The 17,485-nt window shown below is 70.4% G+C and carries 8 protein-coding genes; all 8 read right to left on the bottom strand.

Annotated features, from left to right (window positions below):
• Positions 1 to 157 precede the first annotated feature (157 nt).
• Positions 158 to 1,987 carry a sialate O-acetylesterase gene (locus tag QFW80_RS11365; RefSeq protein WP_280602076.1) on the bottom strand — a complete coding sequence of 610 codons (1,830 nt, stop codon included), beginning with the start codon at positions 1,985 to 1,987 and terminating at the stop codon, positions 158 to 160.
• 251 nt (positions 1,988 to 2,238) lie between these two features.
• Positions 2,239 to 4,485 (bottom strand): WD40/YVTN/BNR-like repeat-containing protein, encoded by a 2,247-nt coding sequence (locus QFW80_RS11360; RefSeq protein WP_425603568.1) that lies wholly within the window; start codon positions 4,483 to 4,485, stop codon positions 2,239 to 2,241.
• A gap of 314 nt (positions 4,486 to 4,799) precedes the next feature.
• Entirely contained in the window at positions 4,800 to 5,594 is a 795-nt protein-coding gene (locus QFW80_RS11355) for an alpha/beta fold hydrolase (protein ID WP_280602074.1), read from the bottom strand.
• Between the two features lie 308 nt (positions 5,595 to 5,902).
• Complete coding sequence (locus tag QFW80_RS11350; RefSeq protein ID WP_280602073.1) at positions 5,903 to 6,709, bottom strand: ribonuclease H-like domain-containing protein; 807 nt, start codon at positions 6,707 to 6,709, stop codon at positions 5,903 to 5,905.
• Between the two features lie 356 nt (positions 6,710 to 7,065).
• Positions 7,066 to 9,465: a DEAD/DEAH box helicase gene (locus QFW80_RS11345; RefSeq protein WP_280602072.1), complete on the bottom strand. Its 2,400-nt coding sequence runs from the start codon at positions 9,463 to 9,465 to the stop codon at positions 7,066 to 7,068.
• Between the two features lie 181 nt (positions 9,466 to 9,646).
• The gene (locus QFW80_RS11340; RefSeq protein ID WP_280602071.1) at positions 9,647 to 12,817 is read right to left on the bottom strand and encodes a TonB-dependent receptor; all 3,171 of its coding nucleotides are present in this window, start codon (positions 12,815 to 12,817) and stop codon (positions 9,647 to 9,649) included.
• 542 nt (positions 12,818 to 13,359) lie between these two features.
• A complete protein-coding gene (locus QFW80_RS11335; protein WP_280602070.1) occupies positions 13,360 to 16,305 on the bottom strand; it encodes a TonB-dependent receptor in 2,946 nt (981 codons plus the stop codon).
• Between the two features lie 211 nt (positions 16,306 to 16,516).
• A complete protein-coding gene (locus tag QFW80_RS11330) occupies positions 16,517 to 17,482 on the bottom strand; it encodes a LysR substrate-binding domain-containing protein (RefSeq protein WP_280602069.1) in 966 nt (321 codons plus the stop codon).
• Positions 17,483 to 17,485 lie beyond the last annotated feature (3 nt).

Here is a 17,485-nt window from a genome sequence, read left to right as displayed (position 1 = left end):
GCCTCTACGGCCGCCACCGGCTGCGGTGCTCGGCTCGCTTTAAGGCTCCGAAAATCAACCGCACCAGCAACCGCAACCACAGAAGCAACAGCGGGCGCGGCATTCATCGACCGGATCATTTCACCCATCACCAACCACGCCCGGCCCATCGCCCCGCTCACCACGCATCACTCCGGAACGGCGACGCCGGGAGCCCACTCGCCCCCACCAGGTTCGCGTCCACCGGCGCGTCGCTCCACGCGTAGCGCACCGCGACCGGCGCCGGCACGGCGGCGCTGCGTACGATCACGCGATCGCCCTCGATGATCGCCTCGGCGGGATGGAAGCGGCGGTCGGCGCCGGCGAGCTGGAACCCCCGCAGCGCACCGCCTCCGCGCACTACCAGGCCGTCGGCCTCGAATGACAGGCGCGCGACGCCGCCGGTGAACTGCGCCTCCTCGAACACCGGCCCCTGGTCGACCACGGGCGCGCCATAGGCCACGCGGCGCGCCGCCAGCGCCAGGCGCTTTCCCACGTCCTGCTTGTTGGTCGGGTGGATGTCGTCGACATCGCCGATGTCGATCGCCACCGCCTGGCCCGTCGACGGCAGTGAGAGCGTGGCGCTCTGCGATTCTCGCAACACCGCCCAGGGACTGGAGTCGCCTGCGTCGCCGCCCGAGTGCCAGCTCGCCAGCTGCACCCACAGGAACGGCAGCTTCGGCGCGTCGAACTGCGCGCGCCATTGCCGGATCATGTCCGGGAACTGCTGCCGGTACGCCAGCGCCTGCTCGACGCTGCCGGCGTTCGACTCGCCCTGGTACCAGATCACGCCGCGCACCGGCAGCGGCTGCAGCGGGTGGATCATGGCGTTGTACAGCAGGGTCGGGCGCTGGTTCTTGTCGTCGTCCAGCGCGAGCGCGGTGACCTGGGCCGGCCGGAATGCCCACGTGTCGGTCAGGAGCCGGCGCGCGCCGCCCTCGGGCTGCACGAACAGTTCCTCCGCCTGACCGTGGATGCCGCCACCGCCGCCCAGGTCGGTCACCCGCACCGCAATCGTGTTGGTGCCGGCGCGCAACGCGGAGGCCGGCACCGCGTACACGCGCGCGAGGTTGTACTGCGATTGCGTGGTGCCGACCTCGACGCCGTTGACCCAGGTGGTGTCGGTGTCGTCGATGCGGCCGACGCCGAGGGTGAGCCCGCGCCCCGCCTCGGCTGCGCTCAGCTCGAACGTGGTGCGGTACCACGCGATGCCGTCCATGCCGTTGAAGCCGCCGCCTTCCCACAGGCCGGGCACGGCGATCTCGGCCCAGCCGGTGGTGTCGAGCCCGGCCGCCTGCCACCCGCTGTCGTCGGCGGGCAGCTGCCAGCGCGCCAGGTTGGCGCGCGCCTGCGTCAGTGCGCGCGCATCGTCGGCCCTCAGCGTTTCGGCCAGCGCCGCTTGCTCCCCGGCGTCGATGCCCTGGGTGGCGGCGTCCATCCAGGCCTCGATGCTGCTGCCGCCCCAGGTGCTGTCGACGATGCCGATCGGCACGCCTTCGCTGCGGCGCAGCTCGCGCGCGAAGAAGTGCGCCACAGCCGAGAACTCGCCGGCCACGGCCGGCGACGAGGCGATCCATTCGCCGCCGGCCAGCTGCCACTCGGGCGTACCGGACCAGGACTTCGGGATCTTGAAGTGCCGGATCAGCGGGTCGGTGGTGCGCGCGATTTCCGCTTCCGCGTCGGCGGACTGCTCGATTGGCCACTCCATGTTCGACTGGCCCGACGCCAGCCACACGTCGCCGATCAGTACGTCGCGCAGCTCGCGCGGCGCCCGACCGTCGTCGATCCGCATCGCGTACGGGCCGCCCGCCTCGCGTGCCGGCAGCGACACACGCCAGCCGCCATCCGCGCCGGCGGTCGTCTGCGCGCGGTCGCCATCGAACGCCACCTCGACCCGCGCCCCCGGTTCCGCACGACCCCACACCAGGATCGGGCGCTCGCGCTGCAGCACCATGCCGTCGGCGAACATGCGCGGCAACTCGACCGCGTGCGTGGCGCCAGCCGCGAGCAGGCAGGCGGCGATCGCGAGCGCGCGGAGGGTTCCCGCCGTTGCGCGCCGGGCGCTTTCGGCGTCCCTCCGTCCGCCAGCAGACCCTGTCCGGACCCGCGCAGCGCAGCGGGCGTTCGGTCGATCTGCGCGGGGGCGCCGCGCAAGCAGGTCGCCCCCGCCCCCCGCGGGCGGTAGAAGGGATGGCGATGCCGAGCGATTCCTGGATTGCGTCATTGCGGATCTCCGTACCAGATGCCCCGGCCTTCGGTGCCGAAGTAGACGCGGCCGTGCAGCCGCGGATCGCCGCTCACGTGGCGCATGACGCCGCCGAAGCGCATGCCGTCGTGGCCGATGCGCCGCCACTGGCGGCCGTTGTCGTCGGAGCGGTGCAGGCCGAGCGTGCCGTCGACCTCGCCGAACACGAACAGCACCGGCGGCTCCCCCTCGCGCGCCGGCTTGCCGAGCCCGACCGAGTGCGCCATCGACACGCCCGGCAGGCGGACCAGCGCAGACTCCGTCCAGTGCAGCAGGCCACGCCCCGCAGCGGCGATCCACACTTCGCCACTGCGTGCAGGATGCGGGCGCAGGGCGACGCTTCGGCTCACGCCGCCCTCCAGCGGTCCCGTGGCCTCCGGTGCGCGCACGTCGAGCGCGGCGAAGCGCAGGCCGCCGTCGCCACTGCGGTACGGCGTGCCGGAGGCCTGGTCGAACGCGACAAAGACGTCAGGATCGATCCGGTCGGCTTCCACCACCGCCGTGTCCGGCAGGCCATCGACGCGCGTCCAGCGCGCGCCCCTGTCCGTGCTGTGCCAGTGGCCGCCGCCGCGCACCTGCCACACGATGCGGGCGCCGTCCGCGGACAGCGCGATGCGGCCGGCGCCTTCGCCGTCGGGCGGTTCGCTGGCGAACGCGGTCCAGGACCGCCCGCCATCGTCGGACCAGGCGCCGCGCACCGCGGCATCTGGCCGGTTGTGGAAATAGCCGCTGCGCACCATGCGCCGCGGCGCCTGCCCGGCCCAGGCCAGGCTCTCGGTATTGGAGAAGCGCACGCCGGAAAAGCGCTGCTGCGGCACGTCGAGGTCGTCGTGGACGAAGCCGTCGACGTCGCCCAGCCCGCTCACCAGGTGCGCGCCCTGCGTCGGGCTGGCCAGCACCAGCGGCACGGTTTCCTCGAAGCCTGCCTGCGGGAACTCCCACTGCAGCGTGTCGCCCGCGTCGAACGCGCGCGCGTTGCGCGAGGCCCAGAGGCCGTAGCCGGTGACGAACCAGATGCGGTCGGGGTCGTGCGGGTCGATCTTGATGTCCGCCATCCAGTGCGGCTTCGCATCCGTCGTCCACGGCGCGCCGGCGTGGTCGAAGCGCGAACGCGCGAACATCGGTGTCCACGACGCGCCGCCGTCGGTGCTGCGGTACAGGTCGTCGCCCGGCGAGTAGCGCCGGAACGTGCTGGCGACGAGGATATCCGGGTCGCCTGCATCCACCGCCACCGCGCCCCAGCCGAAGCCGCGCCCGTCGCCGCTGGTCGACTGCGCCACCGGGGTGATCTCGGTCCAGCGGTCGCCGTCCGGATCGAAGCGGTACACCGCGCCGTCGGCCATGTGGTTCGGGCCAGGTTCGTCGCCGTAGCTCAGCAGCCAGCGCCCACGCGCGTCGCGCACCATGTGGCTCGGGCGCAGGCCGGTGGGCTGGCCCGGCACAGCCTGCCAGCTGCGGCCACCGTCGCGCGAGCGGTACACGCTGGCTTGGGGCGTCGACACGCCCGCATACAGCGTGCGCGAGGCCGCGCCGTCGCCGCCGCTGTCCGGATCGAACACCACGAACGCGATGCCGATCGGCACCGCGTCGCGGAAGCCCATCGCCCAGGCCGAGCGGTCGCGCGCGATGGCCGGGAACCCTGCGACCTCCGTCCACGTGGCGCCCGCATCCGCGCTGCGCCACAGGCCGTGCGCCCGGGTGCCGAAGAACAGCACGCGACCGTCGTTGGGATCCACCGCCAGGCGTTCGCCGTTGCCACGTCCCTGTTCGTTGCCGCCGAACTTGAACGGCAGCGGCGTGCGCTCGAACGTCGCGCCGCGATCGCGCGAGCGCAGGATCGCGCCGGGGCTGCCGCGTTCGTGCAGGTAGGTGCCGACGGCGAGGTACAGGCGGTCGGGATCCGAGGGATCGAGCGCGAGGCTCTCGACGCCGAAGCGTCCGCGATCGTCGGCGCCCATCCAGTCCAGCAGCGGCGTCCAGCGCTGCGCGTCCGGCTCCCAGCGGTAGACGCCGCCGATGTCGGTGCGTGCGTACAGCAGACCGGGCGTGGAGGGATGGAACACCAGCCCGGTGACGAAGCCGCCGCCGCCGATGGCCACGTTGCGCCAGCGATACTCCGCCTGCGCGGGTGCGGCGAGGCCCATCGACAAGCACAGCAGCGCCAGCCACGTCCACGCGGCCGTGCGTCGCTGCGCGCGCCGCACGCATCCTCCGATCCACATCCTCATTCCGCCAGCACCCTCGCCCCAGCTGGTGATCGCCGCAGCATAGGTGCGGGGGACATGCCATACCAATGACGAAATCGGTACCGCGTATAGCGCAGGAGAATGCTGCGGTGCGTCAGGCGCGGGATTCGCGCGACAGCGTGCGGGTGGAACGTGCGCAACCCGCGTCCGTTGACGCGCGGACGCGATCGCATTCGCTTCAGCACGCTCGCGCCCTCGCGGCTTCGCGCCCGCGCCCGGCGACGGGAGCGTTCCCGCCGTCAGGATGCCCACCACCATGTCGACCCGGGCGGACCGATGCCGGACGCAGACTAGCGGGCCGTCTGCACGACCGCCCTGGCCGCGCGGTCGATCGTGTCGGCCACCACCTTGGGCTGGGTCATGAAGAGCGCGTGGCTGGCGGAGACGCGGGTGACCTGCGCGTCGATGCGCTGCGCCATGTGCACCAGCATCGCCTGGTCGAAGGCCTTGTCTTCGGTGGCGATCACCGCCCAGCTGGGCCTGCTCCGCCACGCGGCCTGCGTGAGCGGCGTTTCGAACACCGACATGTTGATCGGCACCTGCGAATCGCGCAGGAAGGCCGCGTCCGCATCGCTCGCGTCGTGGGCGAAGCCGGCCTTGAAGGTCTGCGGGCGGATGAAACCGTAGCCGTCGCTGCCCACGTCGATCACGAACTCGGGCGTGGGCGCGAACCCGGCGTACTGCTGCGCGGTGGTTTCGCCGGCATCGGGCGCCAGGGCCGAGACGTAGACCAGCCCGGCGACCTTGTCGTGCACGCCGGCCTCGGTGATCACCGTGCCGCCCCAGGAGTGTCCGACCAGGATCGCGGGGCCGTCCTGGCGGTCGAGCACGCGGCGGGTCGCGGCGACGTCGTCGGCCAGCGAGGTGAGCGGGTTCTGCACGATCGAGACGCGGTAGCCGCGCGCGGTCAGGTCGTCGTACACGCCGCGCCAGCCGGCCCCGTCGGCGAATGCGCCGTGCACCAGGACGACGTTGTGGACGCCCGCCGGGGCGGACTGCGACGGCAACTCGGCGGCATGGGTGGAGGACGTGGCGGTGGCCATGGCGAGGGCGGTGGCCAGCAGGGAGGGGATCAGGGTGGACATGGCGGTTTCCTCTTGGACGATGGGTGGTCGCGACACGGCCAGCTGGCCGGTGAGGAGACTTTGCCCGCCCGATCGGAACTCCTGATCACGAATCGTCTCTGATACTTGATCCAGAGTACGATTCGAAGGCAGGGTACGGCACACGTCGCGCATTGCCGCGCACGGCGCCCAGCGGATGCGCCATGGTCCGGGCGCGTCGCCGGCCGCGGCGGTGGTGCGGTTCCGCCCGCCTCGCTTCGCGCGGTCTGAGGCCTGCGTCTGCCCCGGTTGGCAGCGCCTGCCCGGACTACGAGGACAGCGACGCGGCGTCAGGCAAGGGGCGCGTCGCGTTGGGCGAGCCGGTGGAAATGGACCAGCAGGCCGACCAGGCTGCGCAGGTCCTGGGCGTTGTGGTGGCCGACCCTGCGCAGCTTGTCCGCGCTGCCGCCGCGCAGGTACGACAGCCAGGCGGCGGGCGCTTCCGCGCCGGGCAGGTCGTCCTCGCGCACCACGCCCAGCAGCTGGCGCTCGGCGGTGGCGAGGCGGCAGTTCTCCCACACGCCGCGATAGCGCCTGCGCACCGGGTGCAGCAGGTCGATGTGCGCGCGCCCCAGCACCGGGTCGGCCAGCCGCGCCAGGGTGTAGCGCGTGCTCAGCAGCGGGCGGTCGTAGCATTTGCCGTTGTACGACAGCAGCACCGTGTCGGCCGCCAGCCAGCTTGCGAAGGCATGGAGCATCGCGTGCTCGGCGCCCATCGTGGTCATCAGCAGCTGGCGCAGGCGCAGGCCGCCGTCGCGCCAGTCGGCGGCGCCGATCATGAAGGCGCGCGTACCGGTGCCGCCGGCCAGGCCGGTGGTCTCGGTGTCGAAGGCGAGGATGCGGTGGGTGTCGATCCGATCGTGCTCGAACGCGGTCAGGTTGAGCGCCGCCAGGTCGAGCCGATCCTGCAGCTGCTCGAACGGGACACGGTGCTCGATATAGCGCAGGCCAGGCGCGATCTCCTCGCCGTCCAGGCTGCGGTCGAAACTGCGCACCTGTGCGAGCGCGCGCGGGCGCAGGCCGAGCAGCTTGCGCAACTGCGCCACCTGTTCGCCGGCGGTCTTCGCGCGCGGCGCGGCGGGCGTGTCTGCCTGCACGTGCGTCGACTTCCCGCGCAAGGCGGCGGCCATCGCGGTCCGAGCGCCGGGTGCCATCCCACGCCCAAAGGCCGGCGGCGCCGGAGGGCTGGCGGTCGTCGCCTCGCGCGGCGCAGCGGACGGCCGCGCCGTTTCGCCGCGCATCGGCCCACGCGACGCGGGCGACACGTGCTCGTTCCCCTCGTCCGCCGCCGCGGACCGCATCCCTTGTGCAGCAGCCGTCGCATCGCGCGGCGCATCAGGGAATGCCGCCTTCCCGGCCTCCATGCCACCGCCTGGACCCACGGGAACCTCACCTGGCCTGGCCGCTCCGCCCGCCTGCTGCCGCAATCCCGCCAGCCGCCTGGCCAGTGCGCTCAAGCCGCGGCTCCCAGCAGTTCCAGCACCTGCGCCCCGGCGGCCTTGACCGACTTGCCCGCCGCTTCGCTGCTGGCCAGGATCGGCCCCACGCAGGCGGGACAGCCATGCGCACACGGGCACGCGCGGATCAGGTCGAGCGCCTGCACGCGCAACGCCTCGCGCTGTTCGAACAGCGGCAGCGACAGGCCGACGCCGCCGGGATAGTTGTCGTAGAGGAACAGCGTGGGCGTGAATCCGCGCGTGGCATCGACCACCGCCTCGCCGCTGTCGCCGGAGCGGATCTGCCCGCGCCCGGCCTGGTCGGCGGTGGCGAACCACGCACCATCGCCGCTGCCCACCGCCTTCTGCAGGTCGCGGCCTTCGGCCATCACCGACACCATCGCCACCAGGTGCAGCGCATAGGCCGCGGAGAGGAAGCCGTCCAGCGCGTCCTGGCGGCTGTCGAAGTGCGCGTCGAGCACCTGCTGCGGCAGCTGCCACCAGCACGCGGTGGTGTGCAGTTCCTGGTCGGGCAGCGTCACCGGCCCGTAGCCGATGTTCTCGTGGGTATGGAAGCGGATCTTCTTGTAGCCCGAGACGCGCCGCAGCACGTGCACCTCGCCGTGGTGCGCGCTGCCCTGTCCGGCCGCGCCGCGGTCGGCCTCGTCGAGCACCTTGAGCTTGGTGTAGTCGATGGCGTCGGTGTAGTAGTCCACGTGCGTCTGCTGCACGTAGGCCTTGCGCCCCTCCCAGTCCAAGCGTTCGACCTGGTAGGGCTCGGACTGCACCATGTGGATCGCGCCCTCGTACAGGGTGAGCGCCGCGGCGGAGTAATCCACTTCCGCGATGATGGTCTGGCGTCCGCCGGTGCGGTCGACCACCACGAAGTTGCCGTCGGCCACCGAGCGCAGGTTCACCGCCTGCGCCGGGTAGCTGTCGGCGATCCACTCGAAGCGCCCGCCCTCCTGGTGCAGCACGCCGCTTTCCACCAGCACCTCCAGCCACGGGCCCGGATCGACCGGTCCGAACGCGTCGCCGTCCGCGAACGGCAGCTCGAACGCCGCGCAGCGCACGTGGTCCATCAGGATCAGCGGCTGGTCGGGCGCGATGCGCGCCTGCTCGGGCGTGGCGCTGGCGAAGAACTCCGGATGGCGCACCACGTACTGGTCCAGCGGCTGGCTGCTGGCCACCAGTACGCCGATCGACGGCTGCTGGCGCCGCCCGGCCCGGCCGAAGCGCTGCCAGGTCTGCGCGATCGAGCCTGGATAGCCGTTGAGCACCACCACGTCCAGGCTGCCGATGTCCACGCCCAGCTCCAGCGCGGAGGTGCTGACGATGCCGTCGATCTTCCCCGAGCGCATCTCGCGCTCCACCTCGCGCCGTTCGGTGGGCAGGTAGCCGCCGCGGTAGGCGCGGATGCGCCGCGGCTTGCGCGGGTCGTGGTCGAACACTTCCTTCAGGTACTTGGTCAGCACCTCGACCATCAGCCGCGACTGGCAGAACACCATCGTCTTCAGCCCGGACTTGATCGCCAGCCGCGCGATGCGGTTGGCCTGCGACCGGGCGGAGGCGCGGATGCCGAGGTCCGGGTTCACCACCGGCGGGTTCCACAGCAGGATGTGCTTGTCGCCGGTGGGCGCGCCGCTCGCGGTGATCGCCTCCACCGCATCCTCGATCAGCGCGCCGGCGTGCTCGGCGGCATTGCCGATCGTCGCCGAGCACAGGATGAACTGCGGCCGCACGCCGTAGAACGCGCACACCCGCTTGAGCCGGCGGATCACGTTGGCCACGTGCGAGCCGAACACGCCGCGATAGGTGTGCACCTCGTCGATCACCACGTAGCGCAGGTTCTCGAAGAACTGCGCCCACTTGGTGTGGTGCGGCAGGATCGCCTGGTGCAGCATGTCCGGGTTGCTGACCACGATGTCGCCATTGAGGCGAATCGCCTGGCGCGCGTCCCCGGGGGTATCGCCATCGAACGTGGCCGCGCGCAGCCCCAAGTTGCCGGCGGCGTTGAGTTCCAGCAGCTCGGCCACCTGGTCCTGCGCCAGCGCCTTGGTGGGGAACAGGTACAGCGCCTTGGCGCCCTGCTCCAGCGCCGCGCTGACCACCGGCAGCGTGTAGCACAGCGACTTGCCCGACGCCGTGGGCGTGGCCACCACCACATGCCGCCCCGCGCGCGCCGCGTCCCAGGCCTGCGCCTGGTGCGAGTACAGCGAGCGGATGCCGCGCGCCTGCAGCGCCCCGGCCAGCGCCGGCGGCAGGTCCCGCGGCAACGGCCGCAGGTCGGCCGCCTGGCCCTCGATGGTGAACTGGCCGGTGACACGGTCGGCATAGCGGTCGGCGAGCCGGCGCGCGAGCTGGCCGCCGGACGGGACGGGCGCCGGCAGCGGGCGGGCATGGAGAATGGCGTTCATGGATGGCCCGGTATGGGCGCCCCAGTGTTGCCGTGGTCCGTCTCACCAGGTGAGCCTGACCGCCGGACCGCCCCTCCGCGCCGACGAGGACAAGGCTCAACCGGAAAAGCGCTGCGTGCATCGCGAGCCCAAAAAAAGGGCCGCGCGGCGAACCGCGCGGCCCCGCTCCGCCAACGCGCCGTTACCAGCTGGCGCGCAGCACCGCCGAATAGCGGCGGTCGTTCTCGAACCAGGCGCGGTTGTAGAGCGTCTCGTCCACGAACCCGTCGCGACGGTAGCCGCGCGGCCCCATCAGCAGCTTGGTGGTGCTGTTGGTGATGTTGTTCACCTGCAGGCCGAGCTGGATGTTGTCGGTGAGGTTGTAGAAGAACGAGCCGTCGAGCTGGCCGTAGTCGTCGTTCCACACCGGCTGGCGCATGGCCGGCATCACGTCGCTGCTGGTGAGCAGGTAGCGCGAACGCCAGTTGTACGCCAGGCGGAAGGACACCGGGCCGCGTTCGAAGATGCCGATCAGGTTGTAGCTGCGGCGCGACAGGCCTTCGAGCGGCAGTTCGAGCGCGACCTCGGGCACCGTCGGCGCGCCATCCGGCGGGCCGACATCGACGTTGGTGCCGCCGGAGCTGTCGACGAAGGTGTAGTTCGCCTGCACGCCCAGTCCCGGCAGGAAGTCGAAGAACTGCGAGTAGCCCAGTTCGAAGCCCTTGATCTTGCCCTCGTCGAGGTTGCGCGTGCGGTTCATCTGGTACACGCGCCCGTCGATGATCTCGGTGCCCAGCGAAGTCGCGAAGTAGTCCTCGACGTCCTTCTTGAACAGTGTGATGTAGGCGCTGTTGGCCGGCCCGAAATACCATTCCAGCGCCGTGTCGAACTGGTCTGCACGCATCGGCTTGAGCTCGGGGTTGCCGCCGCTGCCGCTGTAGGCGAGGTCGTCGAAGCTGCACAACTCCTCGCGCAGGCCGTCCTCGCGCGCCTGGGCGCAGCCGGCGGCATTAGCGCCCAGGGTGATCCAGTTCTGCATCAGCCGGAACTCGGGACGCGCGATGGCCTTGGAGGCCGCGAACCTCCACTGCAGGCCGTGGTCGAAGCGTACCCGCACGTTCAGGCTCGGCAGCACGTCGGTGTAGGACGTGTTGACCGTGCTGGTGAACGCCTGGCCGTAGAAGGCGTCGCGCACCTCCTGCGCCACGTCCTCCACGTACGCGCCGGTCATGTCCGGGAGCAGGCCTCCGCCTACCGCCTTGACGCTGGTCTTGACCACGCGCACGCCGAGGTTGCCGTCGACGGGGTTGCGCAGTTCGTCGTTGCCGAAGTACAGCACGCCATAGGCGGCCTGGGTACGCTCGCGCTGCTGATTGATGGCATCGGGCGAGAACTGGATCGGGTTCCACTGCGCACCGGGGATCGTCGACAGCGTGTCGCGGACACGGCCGATGTCGACGAAGCCGTCGCGCGCGGCCCAGAACTGGGTCGGGACCGTGGCATCTCCGCCGAAGAAGTCTTCCAGCGTGTAGAGCGCCGACTCGGACGAATAGAACTGGTCGAGCCACGCCACCGGCGGCCGGGTCGGGTCCGGGTTCTCGATCCGGTTCCAGTCGTCGCTGATCGGCTGCCAGTTGTAGGTGGTGTAGAAGCTGGTGTACTCGCGATCGGCCACGCGCCCGCCGAAGCGGAACGTGCGCAGCCAGGTGCTGTCGGGGAAGTTGTACTCGAAGTCCACGCGGCCGGCCCGCTCGTGGCCCTCGTTGTCGGCCAGGTGGTCCATCGCCGAGCGCCAGAAGTAGGTGTCCTGCTGCAGCGCCCGGTCCGGATTGTCGAGCGTCACGGACGGATACTTGCCGGTGAGGTCCAGTGTGATGCCTTCGAGCAGGGTCGAGGTATGGACCGAGAAGTCGACCTGGTCGCTCTCGGCCTTGACGTACTGGAAGTCGCCGCGCACCAGGAAATTGTCGCTGATGAAATGCCGGAAGCCCGCCGACCAGTCCGTGGTCTGCGAGGACTGCACGTTGTGGCGGTTGCCGGCCACGAACTGGATGCCCGGCCCCTGGTACATGCCGTTGGAGTCGTCGCCCGGCTGCCCGCGCCAGCCGCCCAGGCGGATGCTGCCGCGCAGGAAACGGCCATTCTCGTCGTATTCGAACTGGGTGCCCGGCATCGGGATCAGCCGGTTGGTGCGGTCGGCCAGGCCGTCGCCGCCGTCGTAGGCGTTGCCGTAATAGTTCGGATCGCCGGTCCAGTTGTCGGTGTTGTTGGCCTCGCCCGCGCCGGCGTACTCCATGAAATGCTCGCGCCAGGTCATGTCGTACTTCGAGGTGATGAACTGGGTGTAGATTTCGGTGTCGTCGTTCGGGCGCCACTGGAATGCGAACGCGCCGCCCTGGCGCTTGCGGTCGAAATCGGTGCGGCGCCAGTTCACGCCGCCAGGCACGAACACCTGGTCGCGACCGCTTCCTTCGAGCAGCAGGTCCCGCTGGCTGTCGGACGACACCCACGCTTCCTGCTCCCAGTCGTACACCCAGCCTTCGCCGTTCGGCAGGCCTTCCGGCTGCTCGGCCGGCGTACGGCCACGGCGCGAGTACGGCTGGATCTGGATGCCGTCCGACTGCGTGGCCAGTTCCGAATACGAGACGTTGGCCAGGAAGCCCATCTCGCCGACGCCGGTGTCCCAGCGGTCGCTGAACAGGAACGAGGCCGACGGCCGCGCATCCTTGGCCTTATCGCCGTAGTTGGCGTCGACGCTGCCGGCGATCTTGCGCCCGGGCTCGTCGAACGGCATGCGCGTGCGCAGGTTGATGGTGCCGCCCAGCCCGCCCTCGATGATCTCGGCCGACGGGTTCTTGTACACGTCCACGCCGGCCATGAGTTCGGCGGACACTTCCTCGAAGCTGATGCCGCGGCCGCCGTTGGCGGTGAACACGTCGCGGCCGTTGAGCTCGCCGCGCACGAAGGTCAGGCCGCGGATCATCACGCCGCTGCCTTCGGCGGAGAAGTGGTCGGTATCGTCGCGCGCGGCGAAGCCGGTGACGGTCAGGCCGCTGATGCGCTTGAGGGTCTCGGTGACGCTGCGGTCGGGCAGCGCGCCGATGTCCTCGGCGGTAACCGAGTCGATGATCTGCGGCGCATCCTGCTTGATGTCCTGCGCGCGCATCACCGCGCCCCGCACGCCCTTCACCACCACGGTGTCGAGATTGGTGGCGTCCGTGCCGGCGGGGGCGCTGGCGCCCGTGGTCTGCGCGTGCAATGGAGCGGACAGCAGCGTGGCCACGCCGAGGGCGATGGCGCTGCGGCGGAACGTGCGCAGGGTGTCGTCGCCCGCCCGCCGGATGGCCGGCTGGCGGTGATGGTGCGTTCGCATGGATCTCCCTCCCGAGGATGTCGCGTCGAACGGATCGAGTTGTGTGTCGCGTCGGTTCTGCACGGAATGTCCGCGGCGCCGGGCACGTGCCCGCCACGCCGACCGCGCTGGCAACGGCCAGCGCCTGCACGACGGCGCCACCGTGCTGGCGCCCGCGCAGAAAACCGCATGCCGGATCAACCGGCTGGTGATGTCATCCCCTTGGCGACTGTGCGCCCTGTCCCGATGTTAGCGCTCGCATTTCGCGCGCGTCAACGCGGCAACCATCGGATTGGCCGAAGGTCGTAGATCGGGGATCGATACACCCGAAAGGGTTTCATCCGTACCTGTCGACATCGCCGACCGGCCACGTCGCCGCGGGTGCGGTCGACGCGCCGCCAGTGCATCCGCACGGAGCTGGCGACGCGCCGCCGCGGATGTCGCGGTGCCTGCGGCCCGGGAGGGGAAGCCGCTACACCGCAACCGGATGCGCGCGGCGCATCCACGCGCATCCGCCAGCCGGACGGACGCCGCACACCCGGCATCCGTCCGTTCCGTGCCCGTCAGAAGGTGAAGCGCAGTGTCGCCGCGTAGCGCCGGTCGTTGACGTACCAGGACGTGATGCGCTTGCCGGCGCCGTTCTGGTCCATGATCGTGCGCTGCTCGGCGTTGTTGAGGTTGTTCATCTCCAGGCCGATCTGCACGTTGTCGGACACCTTGTAGAAGATCGAACCGTCGAGCTGGCCGAAGCTGTCGCTGTACACCGGCAGCTTCCACGGGATGCCGCCGTCGCCGCCGTTGTAGCCGTTCGGGCCCACCGACAGCAGGTACTCGCTGCGCCAGTTGTAGGCCAGGCGCACCTGCCACGGCCCCTTCTCGTAGAACACCGCCGCGTTGTAGGAGTTCTTCGACAGGCCGTCGGCCGGCAGGTCGTCGAAGGTGCTGCCGTCGGTGTCGATCGGCACCGCGTTCGAGCCGGCGGGAATCTCGGTCGAACTGTCGATGTAGGTGTAGTTTGCCGACATGCCGAATCCGTCGAACGGGGCCGGCAGGAAGTCGAAGAACTGGTTCCAGCCGAGCTCCGCGCCCTGGATCTTCGCGGTCCCGATGTTGACCAGGCGCGAGATCAGGTAGTCGTACTCGTTGCCGTCCACGCCCGGGTAGGGCACCAGTTCGGTCTGCTGGCGGAAGTAGTCCTCCACATCCTTGTAGAAGAAGTTCACCCACGCCATGCCGCCCTTGTCCGGCGCGAAGTACCACTCCAGCGACAGGTCGAACTGGTTGGCCTTCATCGGCTCCAGGTACGGGTTGTCGGTGGAGCTGCCGGTCAGGTCGAGATCGTCCGGCGTGACCGTCTCGCCCGGGTCGGGCGTCACGCCGTCCCGCACCGCCGCACTGAGCTGCTGGTAGGCCTGCATGTCGCTGAAGGCCGGGCGCGCGATCGCCTTGGACGCGGCGAAGCGCGCGATCAGGTTGGGCGCGAACTCCCAGCGCAGGTTGAGGCTGGGCAGCACGTCGGTATACGAATTGCTCGCCGTGATCGGCGTCGATTCGCCGGCACCGAGGTACGGCGCGAACGCCAGGTTCGGGTACACCAGGAAGCCGTCCGCCTCGTTCTCGGTGCGGACCACGCGCACGCCGACGTTGCCGTCGAACAGCGCCTCGTCGTTGCCGAAGTTGAGCATGAAGTAGCCGGCGGTGGTCTGCTCGCCCTGGGTGTTGCGCCACTGCGGGTCGTCCAGGTCGCGTGGGGTGATCTGGCCGTAGCAGCAGGTGTAGTACGGCGTGGCCGCGCCGTGGATGTCGAGGTAGCTCTGCGGGAAGCCCAGCGCGGTGGCCAGCACCGGGGCGTAGAAGGCGCCCGGGGTATTGGCATCGCCGCGGTAGAAGTTCTCGAAGGTCTGCAGGTTCACCAGGCTGGAATTGACCGTGGCGTCGAGGTCGAGCCCGGGCAGCGCGCCGCCCGGCAGCGCCCAGCCCTGCATCCAGGTCTGGAACACCGGCTGCCAGTCGTAGCCGGTGTCGACGCTGGTGGCGTCGCGGTCGGTCAGGCGCACGCCGAACTGGATCGAGTTGAAGAATCCCGCGTCGAAGCTGTGCTTGAGGTCCGCGCGCCAGGCCACTTCCTCGGCCTCGTTGTCGTCGCGGTGGTCCATCGTGAAGCCCCAGTAGTAGTTCGCGGGGTTCGCGGTGAACTGCTCGTCGACGCCGATGCTCGGCCGGCCCGAACCGAGGTCGACGTCGATGTAGGGCACGTTCACGCCCAGCGACACCGTGGAATCCAGCGCGCGCGTATCGGCCTTGATGAACTGCAGGTCGGTCGAGAATTCGGTGCGCTCGCTGAAGGCCCACTTCATGCCCACCGAGTAGTCGGTGGTCTTGGACTCGCGGTGCGAGGCGCGGATGTCCGTGCCCATCGGAATGTCGCCGTTCGAACGCAGGCGGCCGGACACGAACACGTTGCCGTCCAGTTCGTAGGGCTGGCTGGCGTCGAGCCGGACCTGCAGCGGGTCGTTGGACACGAAGATCGCGTCCTCGTACCAGAGCTCGTCGTAGCTGGACTGGAACGCGGTGGCGAACAGCTCCAGGTTCTCGTTCGGGCGCCACTGCAGGGCCACGTACGCGCCCTGGCGCTCGCGCTCGTACTCCAGCGTGCGCCAGTCGGCGCCGCGCGGCAGCCACAGCGACTCGGTGGTGCCGTCGCCGTCCAGGTCGCTGTTGCTGGTGTTGAAGAACGGCCGCACGAACATGCCGTCGGTGCGCGTGGCCAGCTCCGAATGCGCCACGTCGACCAGGATGCCGAAATCGCCCGCATCGGTCTCCCAGCGGTTGCTGTAGAGGATCGAGCCCGACGGCTTCACCTGGTCGGCGAAGTCGCCGCGGTTGGCGCTGAACGACACGCCCAGGCGGCTCTCCTCGAAGTCGAGCGGCATGAAGGTGCGCAGGTCGACCGTGCCGCCCAGGCCGCCTTCGATCATCTCGGCCGTCTGGTTCTTGTACACGTCCACGCCGGCCATCAGTTCGGACGGCACGTCCTGGAAGCTCAGCGCGCGCCCGCCGGAGGCGGAGAAACTGTCGCGGCCGTTGAGTTCGGAGCGCACCTGGGTCAGGCCACGCACCTGCACGCCGCCGCCTTCGGCCGAAAAGTGCTCGGGATCGCCCACCGACAGGAAGCGGTCGATGGTGACGCCGGGAATGCGCGACAGCGTCTCGGTGACGCTGCGGTCGGGCAGCGCGCCGATGTCGAGCGCGGTGACCGAGTCGACGAAGGTCGGCGCGTCGCGCTTGATGTCCTGGGCCCGGTACACCGACCCGCGGATACCGGTGACGGTGACGGTGTCGAGCTGGGTGGCGGTCTGGTCCGCGTCCGCTGCGGGTGGGGCCTCCTGCGCCTGCGCGTTGGCGGCGAGCATCAGCGCGATGCCCACGGCGATGGCGGAACGGCGGTACGGGCGGAGATCGGCGGCGGCCGTCCCGGCAGCCGGGTGGCGCTTGCGGAGCGTTGGCATGGTGTTCCCCTCCCACGGGCACATGACAAGCGAGTCGGATTTTTTTGACGCTCGATGGCTTGCGCGGCGCGTTGGCGCGTCCGCGGATGACAGCGCGAGACAGGCTGTCCGGGGCGAGCATAGGAGCGCGCAGCCATGCGCCACCAATGATTTTTTGGCGGGGAGGTAGGCTTTTCCGGAATAGTTCGGGACGAATCCCGTGACCGGGTGCTCAGGCCGGGAGCGGCGCCCCGGGGGCGTAGAGCCGGCGCGCGGTCAGCCGCAGCGCCTCGAGCACGCGCTCGGCCCCGGGCGAGAGCAGCTGGTCGCGGCGGCGGACGATGCCGAAGCACTCCATGCGCACGCCCAGCTCGATCGGCAACACCCGCATCTGCCCGGTCTGCAGGTACGGCCCCACCGATTCGGCCGGCAGCGCGGTCAGCAGGTCGCTGTGCCGCAGCAGGTGGATGATCACCGGCAGCGAGGCGGTCTCGACGATGTTCTGCGGCAGCGGCAGCCCGCGCTCGAGGAACACCGCATCGACCCGGTTGCGCAGCACGCTCGCCTCCGGCGGCAGGATCCAGCCCTGCTCGGCTAGGTCGGCATGGCTGATCGCCTCGCGTCGCGCCAGCGGGTGGCCTTCGCGCACGATCACCGCGTGCGGCTCGTCGGCAAGCGGTTCGAAGTCGAGCTCGGCCGCGCCTTCGGGCCCCATGATCCGGCCGACCACGATGTCGAGCTGGCCGTCGAGCAGGCGCGCGACCAGCGGCCGGCTGTAGTCCATTTCGACCTTGATCAGGATGTCGGGGAAGTCGCGCTTGACCGCCGCGATCGCCTGCGGCACCAGGGTGGTGCCGGGATTGACCACGGTGCCGATCGCGGCCTGGCCCATGCGGCCGGTGCGCAGCGCGGCGATCTCGTCGTGCGCGCGGCCGATTTCCGACAGCGCCGAGCGCGCGCGCCGGATCAGCACCTGGCCGTACCAGGTCGGCTCCACCCCGCGTGCGTGGCGCTCGAACAGCGGCACGCCCAGCAGCGATTCCATCTCGGCCAGCAGCTTGGACGCCGCCGGCTGGGTCATGTTCGCCGCCTCGGCCGCGCGCAGCACCGAACGCTGCTCGTACAGGTGCAGCAGCAGCGCGAGGTGGCGCGTCTTCAGGCGCGTGGCGCCGAACCACCCCGTTGCCGGCTGCACCATGGC

This window comes from Luteimonas rhizosphaericola, assembly GCF_029888045.1.
In the GTDB taxonomy this organism is placed as follows: Bacteria; Pseudomonadota; Gammaproteobacteria; order Xanthomonadales; family Xanthomonadaceae; genus Luteimonas; species Luteimonas rhizosphaericola.
The sequence above is the reverse complement of the archived record's forward strand: the minus strand, read 5'-3'. Positions and strand labels throughout refer to the sequence as shown.